The organism is Anaerobacillus sp. MEB173, assembly GCF_052119505.1.
Taxonomy (GTDB): domain Bacteria; phylum Bacillota; class Bacilli; order Bacillales; family JBJMAU01; genus JBJMAU01.
Genome location: NZ_JBJMAU010000002.1, coordinates 239,381 through 253,321 on the forward strand (window position 1 = coordinate 239,381; position 13,941 = coordinate 253,321).

Genomic DNA, 13,941 nt, shown 5'->3' on the forward strand with positions numbered 1-13,941 from the left:
AACTCTCGTCCCTATGCCAAACATCTTTGGCATAGGGACGAGAGTTTTTCCCGCGGTTCCACCCTATTTGCTTTGTACACAAAGCCACTTTCCTGCATTCGTGCTCAGGACTGCCCTTCCTTATAACCCATATCCCTAGCTCACACCAACCTAGGTTCGCTTTATATGGAAACATAAGTACTCCTTTCCTTCACAGCACATATCAATTTGTTAATAGAAATCATACTTAAAAAAAAGACCGTTGTCAACATCGCTCAATTTTTTCACAACGACATATTATCCAATTGATCCAGAAATCGTTTTGATTTTAATCTTAATCCAGAATACTCATCATAATACGTATTAATCACTTTTTTTAACTGCGCCCGTGTCTCTTCTTTTACAGAAATATTCCCTAGTCGTTGTAAATCAAAATGATAAAATAGACGTAACAACTTAGCTGTACTTGTCGAAATACTTAATGAATGAGAGTCAATATGCCGGCACCGGTGACAAAGAAATCCAGCCTCTTTGATCGAAAAAACAAACTCCCCGTCTTGAGCAGAGCACCGAGCACAGCAATCAAGTTGAGGGGAGATTCCAGCTACTCTTAGCATTTTTATTTCAAAAATCCGAGTTAAAATTTCTGCATCCATCTCTTCATTGATGAATGTCAGTGTTTGACACAAAAGCTCAAACAAATAAGGATTACGTTCTTGATCATCAGTAAGTTTATCTAGCAATTCAACGATATATGCGGCATATGCTGTATGAAAAAGATCATTACGTATCACTCGAAAGGAATTAATGATTTCTCCTTGATTGAGAAGACCTAACCCTGAATTTTTTTGAAAAAGGAACGTTCCATATGTAAATAATTGAGAGAGTGAGGCGAGGCGACTTTTTGGTCTTTTAGAACCTCTAGCCATCACTCCAATTTTTCCAAATTCCCTTGTATAAAGGGTAAGGATTTTATTCGATTCTCCATAATCAGTCGTTCTAATGACAATTGCTTCCGCTTTCTGCAGCATCCATATTCACCACAACAATTATTTATATTTAATTTGTTGAAGTGTCGATCTCACTTTGGTTTTCCATCATTAATGGTCCATGATTATCCTCGGACTCTCTCTCCATTTCCTTCATTAAAAGATAGGTGTCAATATTACCCGTCATTGAAAACACTTTCCAAGAAAATTCCAACATAAGAGATTCCACCTTTCTTATAAAAAAGCTTATTAGACTCTCTTTCTTTATAGTTATTATCTTGACCTATTTAAGAAAAATCATGAGATGGAAATTTTACTATTTTTTATTTAGTTGAAAGAACGAGTAAAGACCGAAACTAAGCGAGTGACATTCAACATACTTTATATAATAATTATACTTTTAGACATTACAAAAAAACAATGGCTACAATACAATAAGCCATTGTTTTGATTTACTTCAGCTTTTTTAATACTCATCTTCTCTAAAGCCGAAATCACGAAGTTGCCCAGGTTTATTTCGCCAATCTTTCTGAACTTTAACCCATAACTCCAAAAATACTTTTGAGCCGAGCAATGATTCGATATCAGTTCTCGCTCTTTTACCGACCTCTCGAAGCATACTCCCCTGCTTCCCAATAATAATTCCCTTTTGCGAAGAACGTTCTACGATAATTGTTGCCCCTATATATACCGTTTCATTATGTCTTTCCTTCATTTGCTCAATTGCCACAGCGATAGAGTGTGGTACCTCTTCTCTCGTTAGTTGCAGAACTTTTTCGCGTATTAATTCTGCTACAATAAAACGTTCGGGATGATCAGTAACTTGATCAGCAGGGTAAAACTGTGGTCCTTCTGCCAGATAGCCTTTAATTTGCTCTAATAACGTTGAAACATTGTTTCCTTCTAAAGCAGAAATGGGCACAATTTCTTTAAAGTCATATTTCGTCCGATATAAATCAATTAACTCAAAGAGCTCATCAGGGTGAATTTTATCAATTTTATTAATGACGAGGAACACCGGTGTTTTCACTTGTTCCAATCGATCAATGATGAATTGATCTCCTCCTCCAAATCCTTCTTTGGCATCAACAACAAATAATATTAAATCAACTTCCTTTAATGTATTTTGGGCAACCTTCATCATGAAATCCCCAAGCTTATGCTTGGGCTTATGTATTCCCGGTGTATCCAAAAAAACAATCTGTGCCTGCTGATCCGTATATACACCTTGAATTCTGTTACGTGTTGTTTGAGGTTTATCACTCATAATAGCTATTTTTTGTCCGATTACATGATTTAACAATGTTGATTTTCCAACATTAGGACGTCCGATTATTGATACAAATCCTGATTTGAAACCTTCTTTAGTCATTTAAATCCTCCGCTGAAAAGGCCCCTGGCAATAAATCCGCGACCGTCATTTCTTGTACATCACCATGTAAATTCGTTAATATCACTTTCGTATCTTGCGCACACAATTCGGAAATAACCTGCCGGCAAGCCCCGCATGGCGGTACTGGACGTTTTGTATCAGCAACAACGGCAATGGCACTAAATTGCTTATCTCCTTCTGAGTAGGCTTTAAAGAGAGCAGTCCGCTCTGCGCAATTACACATACTATATGCAGCATTTTCTATATTACAGCCTCGATAGACCTTACCTTCCTTTGTTAAAATAGCTGCACCAACCTTAAACTTTGAATACGGTACATATGCCATTTCTCTGGCAGATTTTGCTTCTTCGATTAATTTATCAATTTCTATCATACTCATCATTCCCTTCCGCTTTTTTACGAACATTAATATTTATTTCATTTAAAGAGGAATTAAACTTTACATCTGTCTTTTTATATTGATCTTTAGCACCTAATTTATCAGGGGGAACAACAACACCTCCTGAAATAATAAACTTCAGTCCTTGTTCAACCGACATATCAAGGATAATTACATCTTCTCTCGGAACTAAGATCAGCCAACCTGACGTTGGATTGGGGGTTGTTGGCAAAAAAACATTAATGACATCTTTTTTTGTATGTCTCTGAACTTCTCCTTGTGTTTCAGCCGTCAAAAAGCCAAGTGTATAAATTCCTTTACGTGGATATTCAATTAATACAACCTTCTTAAATGATGCTTTTTCTTGAGTGAATGCATTAATCACTTGGTCAATAGAAGTATATACGACATTGGCCACGGGAATACGCCTAAAAAACTGCTCAACTCGATCTAGTTTTTTCCGGCCCTCTTCTTTTTGACTCATGGCCCCAATGGCTGCAATAATAATAATTGTTAAAATAAAGCCAATTCCGAGTAGCCGATCTGAAAATGGTGTATAAACACCAAGAAAGTAAATACTCCCTTCGTGTACAGTAATGATCCTTAGCCCTTTTAAAACATCGGTAATAAATTGACCTAAAAAACTATCAATTAGTGTAAATAATAACTGCAGGACATAGATTGTTCCGATTGCCGGCAACAAAAATATAAAGCCAGTAATTAAATTTCTTTGTAACTTCTTCCACATGGACGCAAGGTGCTCCTCTCATGACGGATATTCAATTATAAGAACAAAATACTCTTAATCCAGTGAATAAACGGTCCATAAAAAATGTACAAACCAACAATCATAGCAATCATACTAAATAAGAGTACTGCACCGGCAGAAACATCCTTAGCCACCTTTGCCAATGGATGATATTCTGCTGTTACAAGGTCTACAACTCGTTCAATTGCTGTATTCATAATCTCAAGTGAAAGAACCACACCAATGACAATCAATAATAAAATTTGATGTGTGGTAGGAATTGCCAATATAAAAGATAAAAAGATCACAATCACACTTATAACAAGGTGAATACGCATATTTTGCTCGTATTTAATTACATTTCCTAAGCCAGCCCAGGCATAAGCAAAACTTTTAACAAACCGTCTCCAATTGCTCGTATGTTTATCTTTTAAGTCCATAGGCAGCCAATATTTCTTCTTGTCTAGAAAACATGATCTTCTCATCTTCTTCTGTCATATGATCATAACCAAGAAGATGGAGAATGCCATGAACAGCCAAAAATCCTAGTTCACGTTCAAAAGAATGTCCATATGAGTCAGCCTGTTCAATTGTTTTAGGAATGGAAATAATAATATCACCTAATAAGTTTGGAATCCCTTCACCAATAACCGCTAATTCATCTTCATCTTGTTCATTTAGAGCAAAAGAAATAACATCTGTTGGCTTATCAATATTTCGGTATTCACGGTTAATTTCTTGAATTTCATCATTATTTACAAATGACACCGAAACCTCTGAACCTTCTTCTATTCCTTCTATTTCTGCAGCTTTATTTAGTAAATTTTCAATTAGCACTATTTGTTCAGGTGTCAATGTCTCAGTCTGATCATGAAAATCAACCTTTAATCGCATGTTTACTCACCTTTTCTTTAATTTTTATGTCTTCTGGATACTCTATACGAGAATGAAAAGTCCCTTTTAAAGTTTCACACATTGACTTGGCAACTGTATCTAGTTCCTTTAATGTAATATCACATTCATTAAATTGTCCATCCTTTAATCGATCAGCAATGATGTTCCTGACGAGGTTTTCAATTTTGTCGGGGGTTGGCTTTGCCATGGATCGGACTGCCGCTTCTACACAATCTGCAATCCCTACAATCGCAGCCACTTTTGTTTGTGCCTTAGGACCAGGGTATCGAAATTGTGACTCCGGGATCGTTGTTTCAGAGCTTTCGTTTGCCTTGTGATAAAAATATTTTAGAAGAGTTGTTCCATGATGCTGTTCAGCAATATCAATAATTTCTTTAGGCATCTTGTGTTCGCGTAACATTTCAGCACCATCATATGGATGGGAAATAATAATTGTTTTACTTAATTGTGGCGAAATTTTATCATGAGGATTGTCCATCTTCATTTGATTCTCAATAAAGAAATGCGGACGCTTTGTTTTTCCTAAATCATGATAATAAGCACCGACTCTCGCTAATAATCCATTTGCCCCAATTGATTCACAAGCAGCTTCTGCTAAATTTCCAACAATCACACTATGATGGTATGTTCCAGGTGTTTCAGTCAATATTTTCCTAAGCAATGGGTGATTGGGACTTGACAATTCAATTAGTTTCATCGTTGATAAAATCCCGAAACCAGCCTCAAAGAATGGCATTAATCCTAATGTGAGAACAGCTGCAAAGAATCCAGATAAAAACGCAAATCCAATATTTGAACCGATTTCTACCATACTGTATTGCCCATTTTTCAACATTAGCAATGAAATGATGATAGCGACATTAATAACCGCAACAAATAAGCCCGCCCTTAATATCCTTGACATACGATTTGATTTTCCAAGGAAAAATACACCCGCAACTGAACTGAATAAGATATAAATTCCGTGTGTAAAGTTAATCACACCAGAGGATTCACTGTTGAAAATAATACTGCCGCATACAGCAAATATCATACTTGAAAACAGTGCAACCCTAGGACTAATTAACATCGTTATCAACATCGTTCCTACAGCAACAGGAACAACAAGGGTAATCGCCTGATAATCCAGTACATATAGCAGACTAGAGATCTTCATCAAAGAAATTGTCACAAAGAATATCGCAATATACATTAATAAATGTGTATTATTTGTTCGAATGGAGGTCTGTGTTTCACTAACATAATAGACAACCATTGTGATTAATAATCCAACAAGAATAGCCAATCCTATATAAGGGTAGACATTACTATGCTCATCCAGTAAACCAACCAGACGCAATTGATCATAGACATCGCGGTTTATGACTTCCCCTTCTTGAGCAAGAATTTGCCCTTCTCGAATAATGACCGGTTCTACCGCCTCAATTGCTGCCTGGCGCATCCGCTCTGTTTCCTGGTCATCATAAATATAATTCGGTGTAATCGTAAACCTAGCTAACTCAACCATTGCATCATATAAATCAGAGTTTACCGCTGAAACAACAATTCTCTCTTCAACAGATTGCCTCGCACCTTCTAAATCATCAATCTTAATCTGTTTACTCATGACATCAAATACTGCATTCGTTGTTGATTCATGTGCAATAATTAACTCTTGCTCATTTGCCTCAAGCAATGTTCGTAACGTTTCGTCTGATAAGTCAGAACTTGTCCTAAACGGAAGAGACTGTTTCAATTGTTCAACCCGCTCTTCAATTGTGATGGTAATTGGATCATTGTTTCGTAATCCGGTCTGCTCTCCATTTTCATCAAGCTGTACTGGTTGTTTTGATTCTTCTTCCTTTTGGTCAGCTTCTTGATTAATTTGAGATACAAGGGCAAAAAGATCATTTATTCTCTCAACTTGATTTTGTGCGTATTCCTTCCTTGGCGTATATTCAGCTTCTACAGACTCAGCAGCAATTTTCTTCTTTTCCTCAGTTTCCTGCTTATTCTCTATTGTGATAGGAGATCTTATATCTTCCTCTACTATCGATCCGACAGTGACATCAAATCTCTCTGGAATCACATTACTAATCATCGATATATACAGGAAAATCCCTAATAAAAAAAACAAAAAGAATCGTATATAACGGTGATCTCTCATGCTTTTCCACCATTTCATTTGATCGATGGGAGACCTTCTGCTCAAGATTGCTCACCTCTTATCTTTTCTAAGTATCAATTGTATCATTAATCATTTCTTTTATGACATAAGACCCTCAAACACAATAGAATGAGGGTCTTGGTCAAGGCTTTACACCAACATAATTATTCTAACTTTTCTCTTCCACCTTGTCATAAGCCTGAATAATTCGTTGTACTAAAGTATGGCGAACAACATCGGCTTGCTGCAGATGAATAAATTCCAACCCCGGAACTTTTTCTAGTACTTCTAACGCCACTTTTAATCCTGACTTTTTCCCTTTTGGCAAATCAATTTGTGTTAAGTCGCCATTTACAACCATTTTTGAACCAAAACCTAACCTTGTCAGGAACATTTTGATTTGCTCAGATGTCGTATTTTGAGCTTCATCGAGAATAACAAATGAGTCGTCTAACGTTCGACCTCTCATATAAGCCAGTGGTGCAACTTCTATTGTTCCTCTTTCCATTAAACGGTTTGTCTGTTCAACACCCAAAACATCGTGCAGGGCATCGTATAGAGGGCGTAAATAAGGATCTACTTTTTCCTTTAAATCACCAGGGAGAAAACCAAGACTTTCTCCTGCCTCTACTGCAGGACGAGTTAAAATGATTCTCTTGACCGCTCCATCCTTTAAGGCGGTCACAGCCATAACGACCGCTAAATATGTTTTCCCGGTTCCTGCAGGTCCAATACCAAAGACAATATCCCTGCGTTGAATGGCTGAAACATAGTGACGTTGCCCTAACGTCTTCACTAATATTGGCTTTCCTTTTACATTTACTGCAATTTTCTCTTGATATAGTTCTTCTAGTTCATCAAGCATTTCTCGCTCTGCTAATTGCATAGCATAAATGATGTCCCTCTCAGAGATACTTATTCCTTTTCGAATTAATCCAATCAAAACATGCAGAACGTCATGAACAATTTTGATTTCATCTTGATTACCTGTTACTAATAATGATTCACCTCGAGTAACAATCTTTACATCGAGCTTTTCCTCAATTCGTTTTAAATGAGCATCTCCTGGTCCAAATAATGCCTGAACCTCATTTGCATGATTAAACTGTAACTGAATTGTTTCCATATGCTCTGACAATAGCATCAGTCTCCTTGAATAATTGGTTGTTCCTCAGTTATATCTTCAATCACTTTATAGTGAATTATTAATTTAACTTTACCATTCTCAACTTCCTCGTGCAAAACTTTTTCCGAATGAATCGATGAATCTTCCTCCAGATTCTTAATTAGTTCCTTTTTAGCCATTTCTTTCCCAATTTTAACCGCTTCATCCTTACTATATTCACGAGTTACGATTTCATTTTCTAACCACTTCCGTTTTTCAAATGCAAGTGGTAATGACCACTTTAGGAACTGTAATGAACGGATATCCTGGTTTATTTCATATTCTTCAAACTCTATCTTTCCAAATCCCCAAATTGGTATATTAATGTTGAATATATTTAAATAATACCTTGTCTTAGTATTCCCGGTAAATGTTGAAAAATCGTTAACAAAAGGAATATCCACAGTAGACTTGTACCAAATTTCGCCAAGCACCTTTGCTTTTGCTGGAACAATTTCGGTTTTCCCCTCTTTTCCTATAAATCCTGAGACAAGCAAATCACCCTTATTTACAAAATCATTTACACTCACTTGAGTTTGCCCATGCTCGACAAAAATTTCGTGAATAATTGCTTTTTTCTTGGCAACAAGATGTCTTGGACTTAATAACTCTTGCTTCTCTGGGAGTTTTTGTTCTACAACCTGAAAGTGAAAGGTAGTCCCGTTTAGCGTTACACCAACCCACGTAGCATCTTCTAATCGATTGGTTACCTCACGTTGAATATCTTCTACACTAGGCAACAAAAAATGAAATTTCCCTCTCTTTATCCCCATTTCGGAAACGATTTGTTCTAATTCGTATTCTACTTTCGGATTTGCACCGTCAATTTTTATTCCCCAGACCATATTTGATAAAATAAATAAAATAGCAATAAAGGCAACAACCCCGCCAACAAAGCCTATCCTCAACAACAATCTTCGTATGAAAAATGGAAAGCCTCTTCGTTCAATAAAAGAAACTTTACAATTTGTTTCTCTAAGAAGCGGCCGTACTTTCTTGGCATCATCTAAAGAAATATAACAAATGATATGCTTATCACTAATTCTTTTAATATGCCATATTGAAAGTTCATGTTCAATACAGCGGTTCAAAAACAATTCTGCATAACTGCCTTCGATTTTCATTCTTACGTAACCTACAAATGTAGTCGCCCATAAATTTTTCATACCAATCTCCCCCGAAACAGTTTAGAGTTTAGAGTTTAGAGTTTAGAGTTTAGAGTTTAGAGTTTAGAGTTTAGAGTTGGTGTAATGTTTCATAGAAGTTAATTCAGCTTAGGATGACCTGAAATCATTCTAAATTCTACATTCTAAATTCTAAATTTTTTTATTTATTTTTATCTAAGTAGAGTACTTGTTCAATTTTTCCTTCTAACAATAGTTCTTCGGGCAATATCGTTTTTATAACGAAGTCCTCTCCTTTAATTAACAGCTGTCCTTGTTTTAACAGGAGGCGTAGTTCCTGATTTGAAAATTGCAAAACACCACGGTGATTTTCTATATAAATATGTAATTGTCCGATCATCGTGATTCGAGGTAAGTCCATCATCACGTCTGCAGGCAGTTCCATTTTTTGTGTCATCCATTTTCTCATCCAGTGATTTAATTTACCCATCCTACCTACCCCCCTTATATCTCATCTTTATGAATGTAGCCATACGACTATCACTAAACAACAAAAATTATTTTTAAAATACATGCAAATCAAAAAAAAGAGGCTAAGCATATGCTTACCCTCTCATTCGTTTTCCATATTGATTTTGATTTGAATATGTTCTTCTTGCCTTTGGTTTGTTTAGAATTTCTGCCCAAATGACACCCTTCATCGCTTGTTCAGCTGAGACTTTTTTAAAATTTAAATCTAATTTTGAACCCGACTTTGTAATGTCATTTTTAAAAATAGGGGAGTCAACGGCTCTTTCAAGCCTCTCATTTGCTTTTTCCTTTTCCCTTTTTGCTGCTTCAATTCGTTCGTATAATTCATTTCTTCTTTCATCAATAGGAGCTATTGTCTCTTCGGTACGGGAAATGGGTCTATTTTGCTGTGTAGGTCTAGACTGATTAGGATTGTTCTTTTCTTGGCGAAAAATTTCGTCCCAATCAATTTTTGGTTCTCTTCCCGGTTGTCTTTGCTGCCCTTGAGGACGTTGTTGCCTTTGTGGCCGTCCTTGCTGTCTTTGTTGTTTCTTTTTCTCTTCTTCACCACCAAGGCGTTGAAAAAAACTAATAATCCCTCCTATAACTAAGAGAAAGAAGAACAAATTTTGCATAATGAATTGAAAGAGGTTATCGAACATAAGCGTCACGAACTCCTCTCAATTTTATTTGTGACCACCAGAATTTGGAGTACTTTCATCATCATCTTTCGTTGCTTTTCCAATGGATTCTCTCATATCTGTATCCGCATTAATATTTTGCATATTAATGTAGTCCATTACACCAAGGTTCCCTGAACGCAATGCTTCTGACATTGCAAGCGGCACCTCCGCCTCAGCTTCAACAACCTTCGCACGCATTTCTTCAACTTTGGCTTTCATTTCTTGCTCTTTCGCTACAGCCATTGCACGGCGTTCTTCGGCTTTTGCTTGGGCGATCTTCTTATCAGCTTCGGCTTGGTCAGTCTGAAGCTCCGCACCGATGTTTTTCCCAATATCAATATCGGCAATATCAATGGAAAGAATTTCAAATGCTGTACCCGCGTCTAGTCCTTTTGAGAGGACTGTTTGTGAAATTAAGTCAGGATTTTCTAGAACCTTTTTATGATTTTCAGCTGAACCGATAGTTGATACAATCCCTTCACCAACACGGGCAATGACCGTATCTTCACCCGCACCACCGACTAGACGATCAATATTTGCACGAACTGTAATCCGCGCTTTCGCTTTTACTTCAATTCCATCCATCGCCACCCCGGCAATAAACGGTGTCTCAATAACTTTCGGGTTTACACTCATTTGTACCGCTTCAAGTACATCACGACCTGCTAAATCAATCGCAGCCGCACGCTCAAAGCTTAACTCAATATTTGCACGTTGTGCAGCAATCAAGGCATTTACAACACGGTCGACATTACCACCCGCTAAATAGTGTCCTTCTAATTGATTTGTACTTAAGTCAAGACCAGCTTTAACTGCCTTAATTAACGGATTAACAACGCGTGCAGGAATAACTCGACGTAGTCGCATCCCTACAAGTTGAAAAATACCTACTCTTACCCCAGCAGCCAATGCGGAAATCCATAGCATAACTGGAACGAACGAAAATAATACTGCGAGCCCAATAATAATTAGTGCCAGTATAACTAATAAACCAAGATCAAGTGTCATTCTTCATCCTCCTAAAAACTTTTATTGTCATTCATTTCCCTTTACTTCTCTTACTACAATTCTCGCACCTGATGTTGCGATAATTTCGATTTTCTTTCCCTGGCTAATGTACCCGCCTTCTGAAACAACATCCAAACGTTCCCCTGAAAAAACTGCCGCACCAGCTGGTCGAAGTGGAGTTAACGACTCACCAACTTGGCCAATTAATTCTTTCCGGGTAACATTCGATACATACCCTAATTCAGATTTAGTTGAATCCGTTAATATCATTTTCTTGAGTGGACCTCGGTAACCAAAATATTTAAAGATGAAAACAGATACTGCAGCAGTTATTACAATCGCAATTAAAATAGAAATAACAATGTTAACTGTTGAATGAGCGGCTAATATCATACTAGTTATAATTGCGCCTATTCCTAAAATGCCGAAAATTCCAAACCCAGGAAAGAATATTTCAATAACAATCAATACAATACCAGCAACAAAGAGGATTACTACTTCCAAACCAGCAAAACCTGCAACAAGATGCCCAAAAAAGAATAGAAACAGAGCGGTAAGCCCCATAATACCTGGAACACCAAAACCTGGTGAATATAGCTCTAATACCAGTCCCAGACTTCCTATTGAAAGCAAAATAGGTATAATAACGGGGTGAGTAACAAAGCGTGCGATTTGCTCTGCAAACGATATTTCCATTTCTTTCTCAATTGCACCTTCTAATCCTAAAAATTGTAGGAGCTCGGTACGATTACTGGCAATTGCCTCAGCATAGCCTACTTCAATGGCATCGTTTGCGGTTAATGTTAACAATGCTCCTTTTCCAGCCCTGTACTCAGGTAAATCAACTGAATTATCAGCCATAGCCCTCGCATAGATCGGATCTCTATCATTAAGTTCTGCTGAAGCTTCCATTTCAGCTAGCCAGTATGATTGTGCCTTCTCCTCAGCAGCATTCCCTGAACCATCAATAACAGCTGCTGACCCCATTGTTGAGCCTGGGGTCATAACAATTTGATCAGCATTTAAAGCAATGTATGCACCCGCTGAGATCGCTTCTTTTGTTACAAAGGCAGTAATCGGTACATCCGTATTTCGAAGAATACCGGCAATATTTCCTGCAGCAACAACCGCTCCACCTGGTGTATTAATCTCTAAAACAATGTGATCAGCATTTTCTTCAAGCGCCGTATTAATTGAACGTTCCATAAATGCTTCAAGACCACGCTCCACAGCCTGTTCCACAGGAATATAAAAGACTAACTTGCCCTTGTCTTTACCTTCTACTGATTGTTGAAATAATAACAAAAGGAAAGCAACACATAAAAGAGCTCCATAAAACAAGAGCCTTACCTTTTGTTTAGATGTGACCATCCATCTTCTCCCCCCTTTCATACCTCTTCTCTTGCATCAATATTTACATATACGTATATAGTATATCGAGGTTTCACTTTTTTTAATAATTTGTTAAGAAATATTCATCTTTTTTATAATCATGCTTTAAAATAAAAAATAAAAAACGCCTTGTATAAACAAGGCGTTTCATTTTCTTATGATAAATGTTGTTGTACGAGACGATTAATGAGTCCACCATCAGCTTTACCTTTAACTTTTGGCATAATAGCACCCATTACTTTCCCCATATCTGCTTTAGAAGAGGCTCCAACTTCAGAAATTGTCGCTTTCACAATTTCAGAAACTTCTTCTTCTGATAACTGCTCAGGCATATATATTTCTAAAATTGTAATTTCATCACGTACTTTAGCAGCTAAATCCTCACGGTTAGCTTTTTCAAATTCATGGAGGGAATCTTTACGTTGTTTAAGTTCGCGATTTAGAACAGTAAGCGCATCTTCATCTGTAAGTTCTTGACCTAGTTTAATCGCTTCATTTTGCAATGACGATTTTACCATGCGAATTACAGAGAGCTTTTGCTTTTCTTTTTTCTTCATCGCTTCCTTCATATCGACATTTAAACGATCAAGAAGATTCACTTCAAAACACCCTCTCTTTAGAACTTACGCTTCCTAGCTGCCTCAGATTTTTTCTTACGTTTAACACTAGGCTTCTCATAGTGTTTACGCTTTTTCACTTCAGCCAAAGTTCCTTCTCTAGAAATTGACTTCTTAAAGCGACGAAGAGCAGCATCAATTGATTCATTTTTGCGAACGCGAGTTTCTGCCATCTTTATTTCCCTCCCTCCGAAACAACACAATAGACACAATACAACATGTAAATAAACTTGGCAATTCAATAAAGCCTTCGTTTACTCATACTTTTAAACAATAAAATAAATTCTATTCAAAGTATAAAAAAACATGTCTTTTAAGATTATAATATAACCAAATTTCTTGGTCAACTTATTTTCAATTTCTTATACTATTTCCTCACTTGTAAATTGAGGAAATCTACGTCTGCCTGCCTAAACTAAACAATATAATTATTTAATTTTGATCGTAGGCGTTGATCAATATTTTCACTTTTTTGCTTCTCAAAGTTAAAAACAACGATTGTCTCTTCTCCTTTCCCGATTAACTGCTCAGTTTGAAAATCCACAATATCATGTTCTAACCCGAAGCTTTTTGTACCAACTCTAGTAACTGTCGTGGTAATTTTCAATTTTTGATCAAAGTACGCCTGATTTATAAAATCATATTTTGTTGAGGCTAAAATAAATTTAAAATCATTTGTATCCATTTTGGCTCCTAGCCCTTTAAAAAATTCTACTCGTGCTTGCTCAAGGTATGTAAAATAACTGACATTATTTATATGACCAAGTGCATCAGTCTCACACATTCTTGTCGTGATTGTTACTTCATTCTTCATCTTGACACCCTCTTTGACTTAAAATATTACGTTAACATTATAATGTTAATCTTTCATAATATGTAATATTCTGACTATT

At 36.7% G+C, this 13,941-nt stretch carries 17 protein-coding genes; all 17 read right to left on the minus strand.

Going from position 1 to position 13,941, the window contains the following annotated elements:
- Positions 1 to 263: 263 nt before the first annotated feature.
- Positions 264 to 1,010: a DNA repair protein RecO gene (recO, locus tag ACJ2A9_RS05650; RefSeq protein ID WP_441420640.1), complete on the minus strand. Its 747-nt coding sequence runs from the start codon at positions 1,008 to 1,010 to the stop codon at positions 264 to 266.
- A gap of 28 nt (positions 1,011 to 1,038) precedes the next feature.
- Positions 1,039 to 1,185 (minus strand): YqzL family protein, encoded by a 147-nt coding sequence (locus ACJ2A9_RS05655; RefSeq protein WP_441420641.1) that lies wholly within the window; start codon positions 1,183 to 1,185, stop codon positions 1,039 to 1,041.
- A gap of 249 nt (positions 1,186 to 1,434) precedes the next feature.
- Positions 1,435 to 2,340: a GTPase Era gene (gene era / locus ACJ2A9_RS05660; protein ID WP_441420642.1), complete on the minus strand. Its 906-nt coding sequence runs from the start codon at positions 2,338 to 2,340 to the stop codon at positions 1,435 to 1,437.
- A complete protein-coding gene (locus tag ACJ2A9_RS05665; protein ID WP_441420643.1) occupies positions 2,333 to 2,740 on the minus strand; it encodes a cytidine deaminase in 408 nt (135 codons plus the stop codon). The genes era and ACJ2A9_RS05665 overlap by 8 nt, the downstream gene beginning before the upstream one ends.
- Positions 2,721 to 3,488, minus strand: coding sequence for a DUF502 domain-containing protein (locus ACJ2A9_RS05670; RefSeq protein WP_441420644.1), 768 nt, complete (start codon positions 3,486 to 3,488; stop codon positions 2,721 to 2,723). The genes ACJ2A9_RS05665 and ACJ2A9_RS05670 overlap by 20 nt, the downstream gene beginning before the upstream one ends.
- 35 nt (positions 3,489 to 3,523) lie before the next feature.
- Positions 3,524 to 3,928: a diacylglycerol kinase family protein gene (locus ACJ2A9_RS05675; RefSeq protein ID WP_441420645.1), complete on the minus strand. Its 405-nt coding sequence runs from the start codon at positions 3,926 to 3,928 to the stop codon at positions 3,524 to 3,526.
- The gene (gene ybeY, locus ACJ2A9_RS05680) at positions 3,912 to 4,382 is read right to left on the minus strand and encodes an rRNA maturation RNase YbeY (protein ID WP_441420646.1); all 471 of its coding nucleotides are present in this window, start codon (positions 4,380 to 4,382) and stop codon (positions 3,912 to 3,914) included. The genes ACJ2A9_RS05675 and ybeY overlap by 17 nt, the downstream gene beginning before the upstream one ends.
- Positions 4,366 to 6,594 (minus strand): HD family phosphohydrolase, encoded by a 2,229-nt coding sequence (locus ACJ2A9_RS05685; RefSeq protein ID WP_441420647.1) that lies wholly within the window; start codon positions 6,592 to 6,594, stop codon positions 4,366 to 4,368. Before ACJ2A9_RS05685 ends, ybeY begins: the two co-directional genes overlap by 17 nt.
- A gap of 124 nt (positions 6,595 to 6,718) precedes the next feature.
- Positions 6,719 to 7,687, minus strand: a complete 969-nt coding sequence (locus ACJ2A9_RS05690) for a PhoH family protein (RefSeq protein ID WP_441420648.1) — start codon at positions 7,685 to 7,687, stop codon at positions 6,719 to 6,721.
- 5 nt (positions 7,688 to 7,692) lie between these two features.
- Complete coding sequence (gene yqfD / locus ACJ2A9_RS05695; RefSeq protein WP_441420649.1) at positions 7,693 to 8,880, minus strand: sporulation protein YqfD; 1,188 nt, start codon at positions 8,878 to 8,880, stop codon at positions 7,693 to 7,695.
- Positions 8,881 to 9,040: 160 nt separating this feature from the next.
- A complete protein-coding gene (gene yqfC, locus ACJ2A9_RS05700) occupies positions 9,041 to 9,328 on the minus strand; it encodes a sporulation protein YqfC (RefSeq protein ID WP_441420650.1) in 288 nt (95 codons plus the stop codon).
- Between the two features lie 115 nt (positions 9,329 to 9,443).
- Positions 9,444 to 10,010 (minus strand): hypothetical protein, encoded by a 567-nt coding sequence (locus tag ACJ2A9_RS05705; RefSeq protein ID WP_441420651.1) that lies wholly within the window; start codon positions 10,008 to 10,010, stop codon positions 9,444 to 9,446.
- 24 nt (positions 10,011 to 10,034) lie between these two features.
- Complete coding sequence (gene floA / locus ACJ2A9_RS05710) at positions 10,035 to 11,039, minus strand: flotillin-like protein FloA (RefSeq protein ID WP_441420652.1); 1,005 nt, start codon at positions 11,037 to 11,039, stop codon at positions 10,035 to 10,037.
- A gap of 27 nt (positions 11,040 to 11,066) precedes the next feature.
- A complete protein-coding gene (locus tag ACJ2A9_RS05715) occupies positions 11,067 to 12,410 on the minus strand; it encodes an NfeD family protein (protein ID WP_441420653.1) in 1,344 nt (447 codons plus the stop codon).
- Positions 12,411 to 12,586: 176 nt separating this feature from the next.
- Positions 12,587 to 13,030, minus strand: a complete 444-nt coding sequence (locus ACJ2A9_RS05720) for a GatB/YqeY domain-containing protein (protein ID WP_441420654.1) — start codon at positions 13,028 to 13,030, stop codon at positions 12,587 to 12,589.
- Positions 13,031 to 13,047: 17 nt separating this feature from the next.
- The gene (rpsU, locus tag ACJ2A9_RS05725) at positions 13,048 to 13,221 is read right to left on the minus strand and encodes a 30S ribosomal protein S21 (protein WP_071317389.1); all 174 of its coding nucleotides are present in this window, start codon (positions 13,219 to 13,221) and stop codon (positions 13,048 to 13,050) included.
- Positions 13,222 to 13,463: 242 nt separating this feature from the next.
- Positions 13,464 to 13,862 (minus strand): acyl-CoA thioesterase, encoded by a 399-nt coding sequence (locus tag ACJ2A9_RS05730; protein ID WP_441420655.1) that lies wholly within the window; start codon positions 13,860 to 13,862, stop codon positions 13,464 to 13,466.
- Positions 13,863 to 13,941 lie beyond the last annotated feature (79 nt).

Bases quoted from the DNA above. Each gene is read 5' to 3' on its own strand.
- ACJ2A9_RS05670 (WP_441420644.1), bottom strand. From the start codon at position 3,488: ATGTGGAAGAAGTTACAAAGAAATTTAATTACTGGCTTTATATTTTTG.
- ybeY (WP_441420646.1), bottom strand. From the start codon at position 4,382: ATGCGATTAAAGGTTGATTTTCATGATCAGACTGAGACATTGACACCT.
- ACJ2A9_RS05655 (WP_441420641.1), bottom strand. From the start codon at position 1,185: ATGTTGGAATTTTCTTGGAAAGTGTTTTCAATGACGGGTAATATTGAC.
- ACJ2A9_RS05730 (WP_441420655.1), bottom strand. From the start codon at position 13,862: ATGAAGAATGAAGTAACAATCACGACAAGAATGTGTGAGACTGATGCA.
- ACJ2A9_RS05715 (WP_441420653.1), bottom strand. From the start codon at position 12,410: ATGGTCACATCTAAACAAAAGGTAAGGCTCTTGTTTTATGGAGCTCTT.
- era (WP_441420642.1), bottom strand. From the start codon at position 2,340: ATGACTAAAGAAGGTTTCAAATCAGGATTTGTATCAATAATCGGACGT.
- yqfD (WP_441420649.1), bottom strand. From the start codon at position 8,880: ATGAAAAATTTATGGGCGACTACATTTGTAGGTTACGTAAGAATGAAA.
- yqfC (WP_441420650.1), bottom strand. From the start codon at position 9,328: ATGGGTAAATTAAATCACTGGATGAGAAAATGGATGACACAAAAAATG.
- recO (WP_441420640.1), bottom strand. From the start codon at position 1,010: ATGCTGCAGAAAGCGGAAGCAATTGTCATTAGAACGACTGATTATGGA.
- rpsU (WP_071317389.1), bottom strand. From the start codon at position 13,221: ATGGCAGAAACTCGCGTTCGCAAAAATGAATCAATTGATGCTGCTCTT.
- floA (WP_441420652.1), bottom strand. From the start codon at position 11,039: ATGACACTTGATCTTGGTTTATTAGTTATACTGGCACTAATTATTATT.
- ACJ2A9_RS05675 (WP_441420645.1), bottom strand. From the start codon at position 3,928: ATGGACTTAAAAGATAAACATACGAGCAATTGGAGACGGTTTGTTAAA.
- ACJ2A9_RS05705 (WP_441420651.1), bottom strand. From the start codon at position 10,010: ATGTTCGATAACCTCTTTCAATTCATTATGCAAAATTTGTTCTTCTTT.
- ACJ2A9_RS05665 (WP_441420643.1), bottom strand. From the start codon at position 2,740: ATGAGTATGATAGAAATTGATAAATTAATCGAAGAAGCAAAATCTGCC.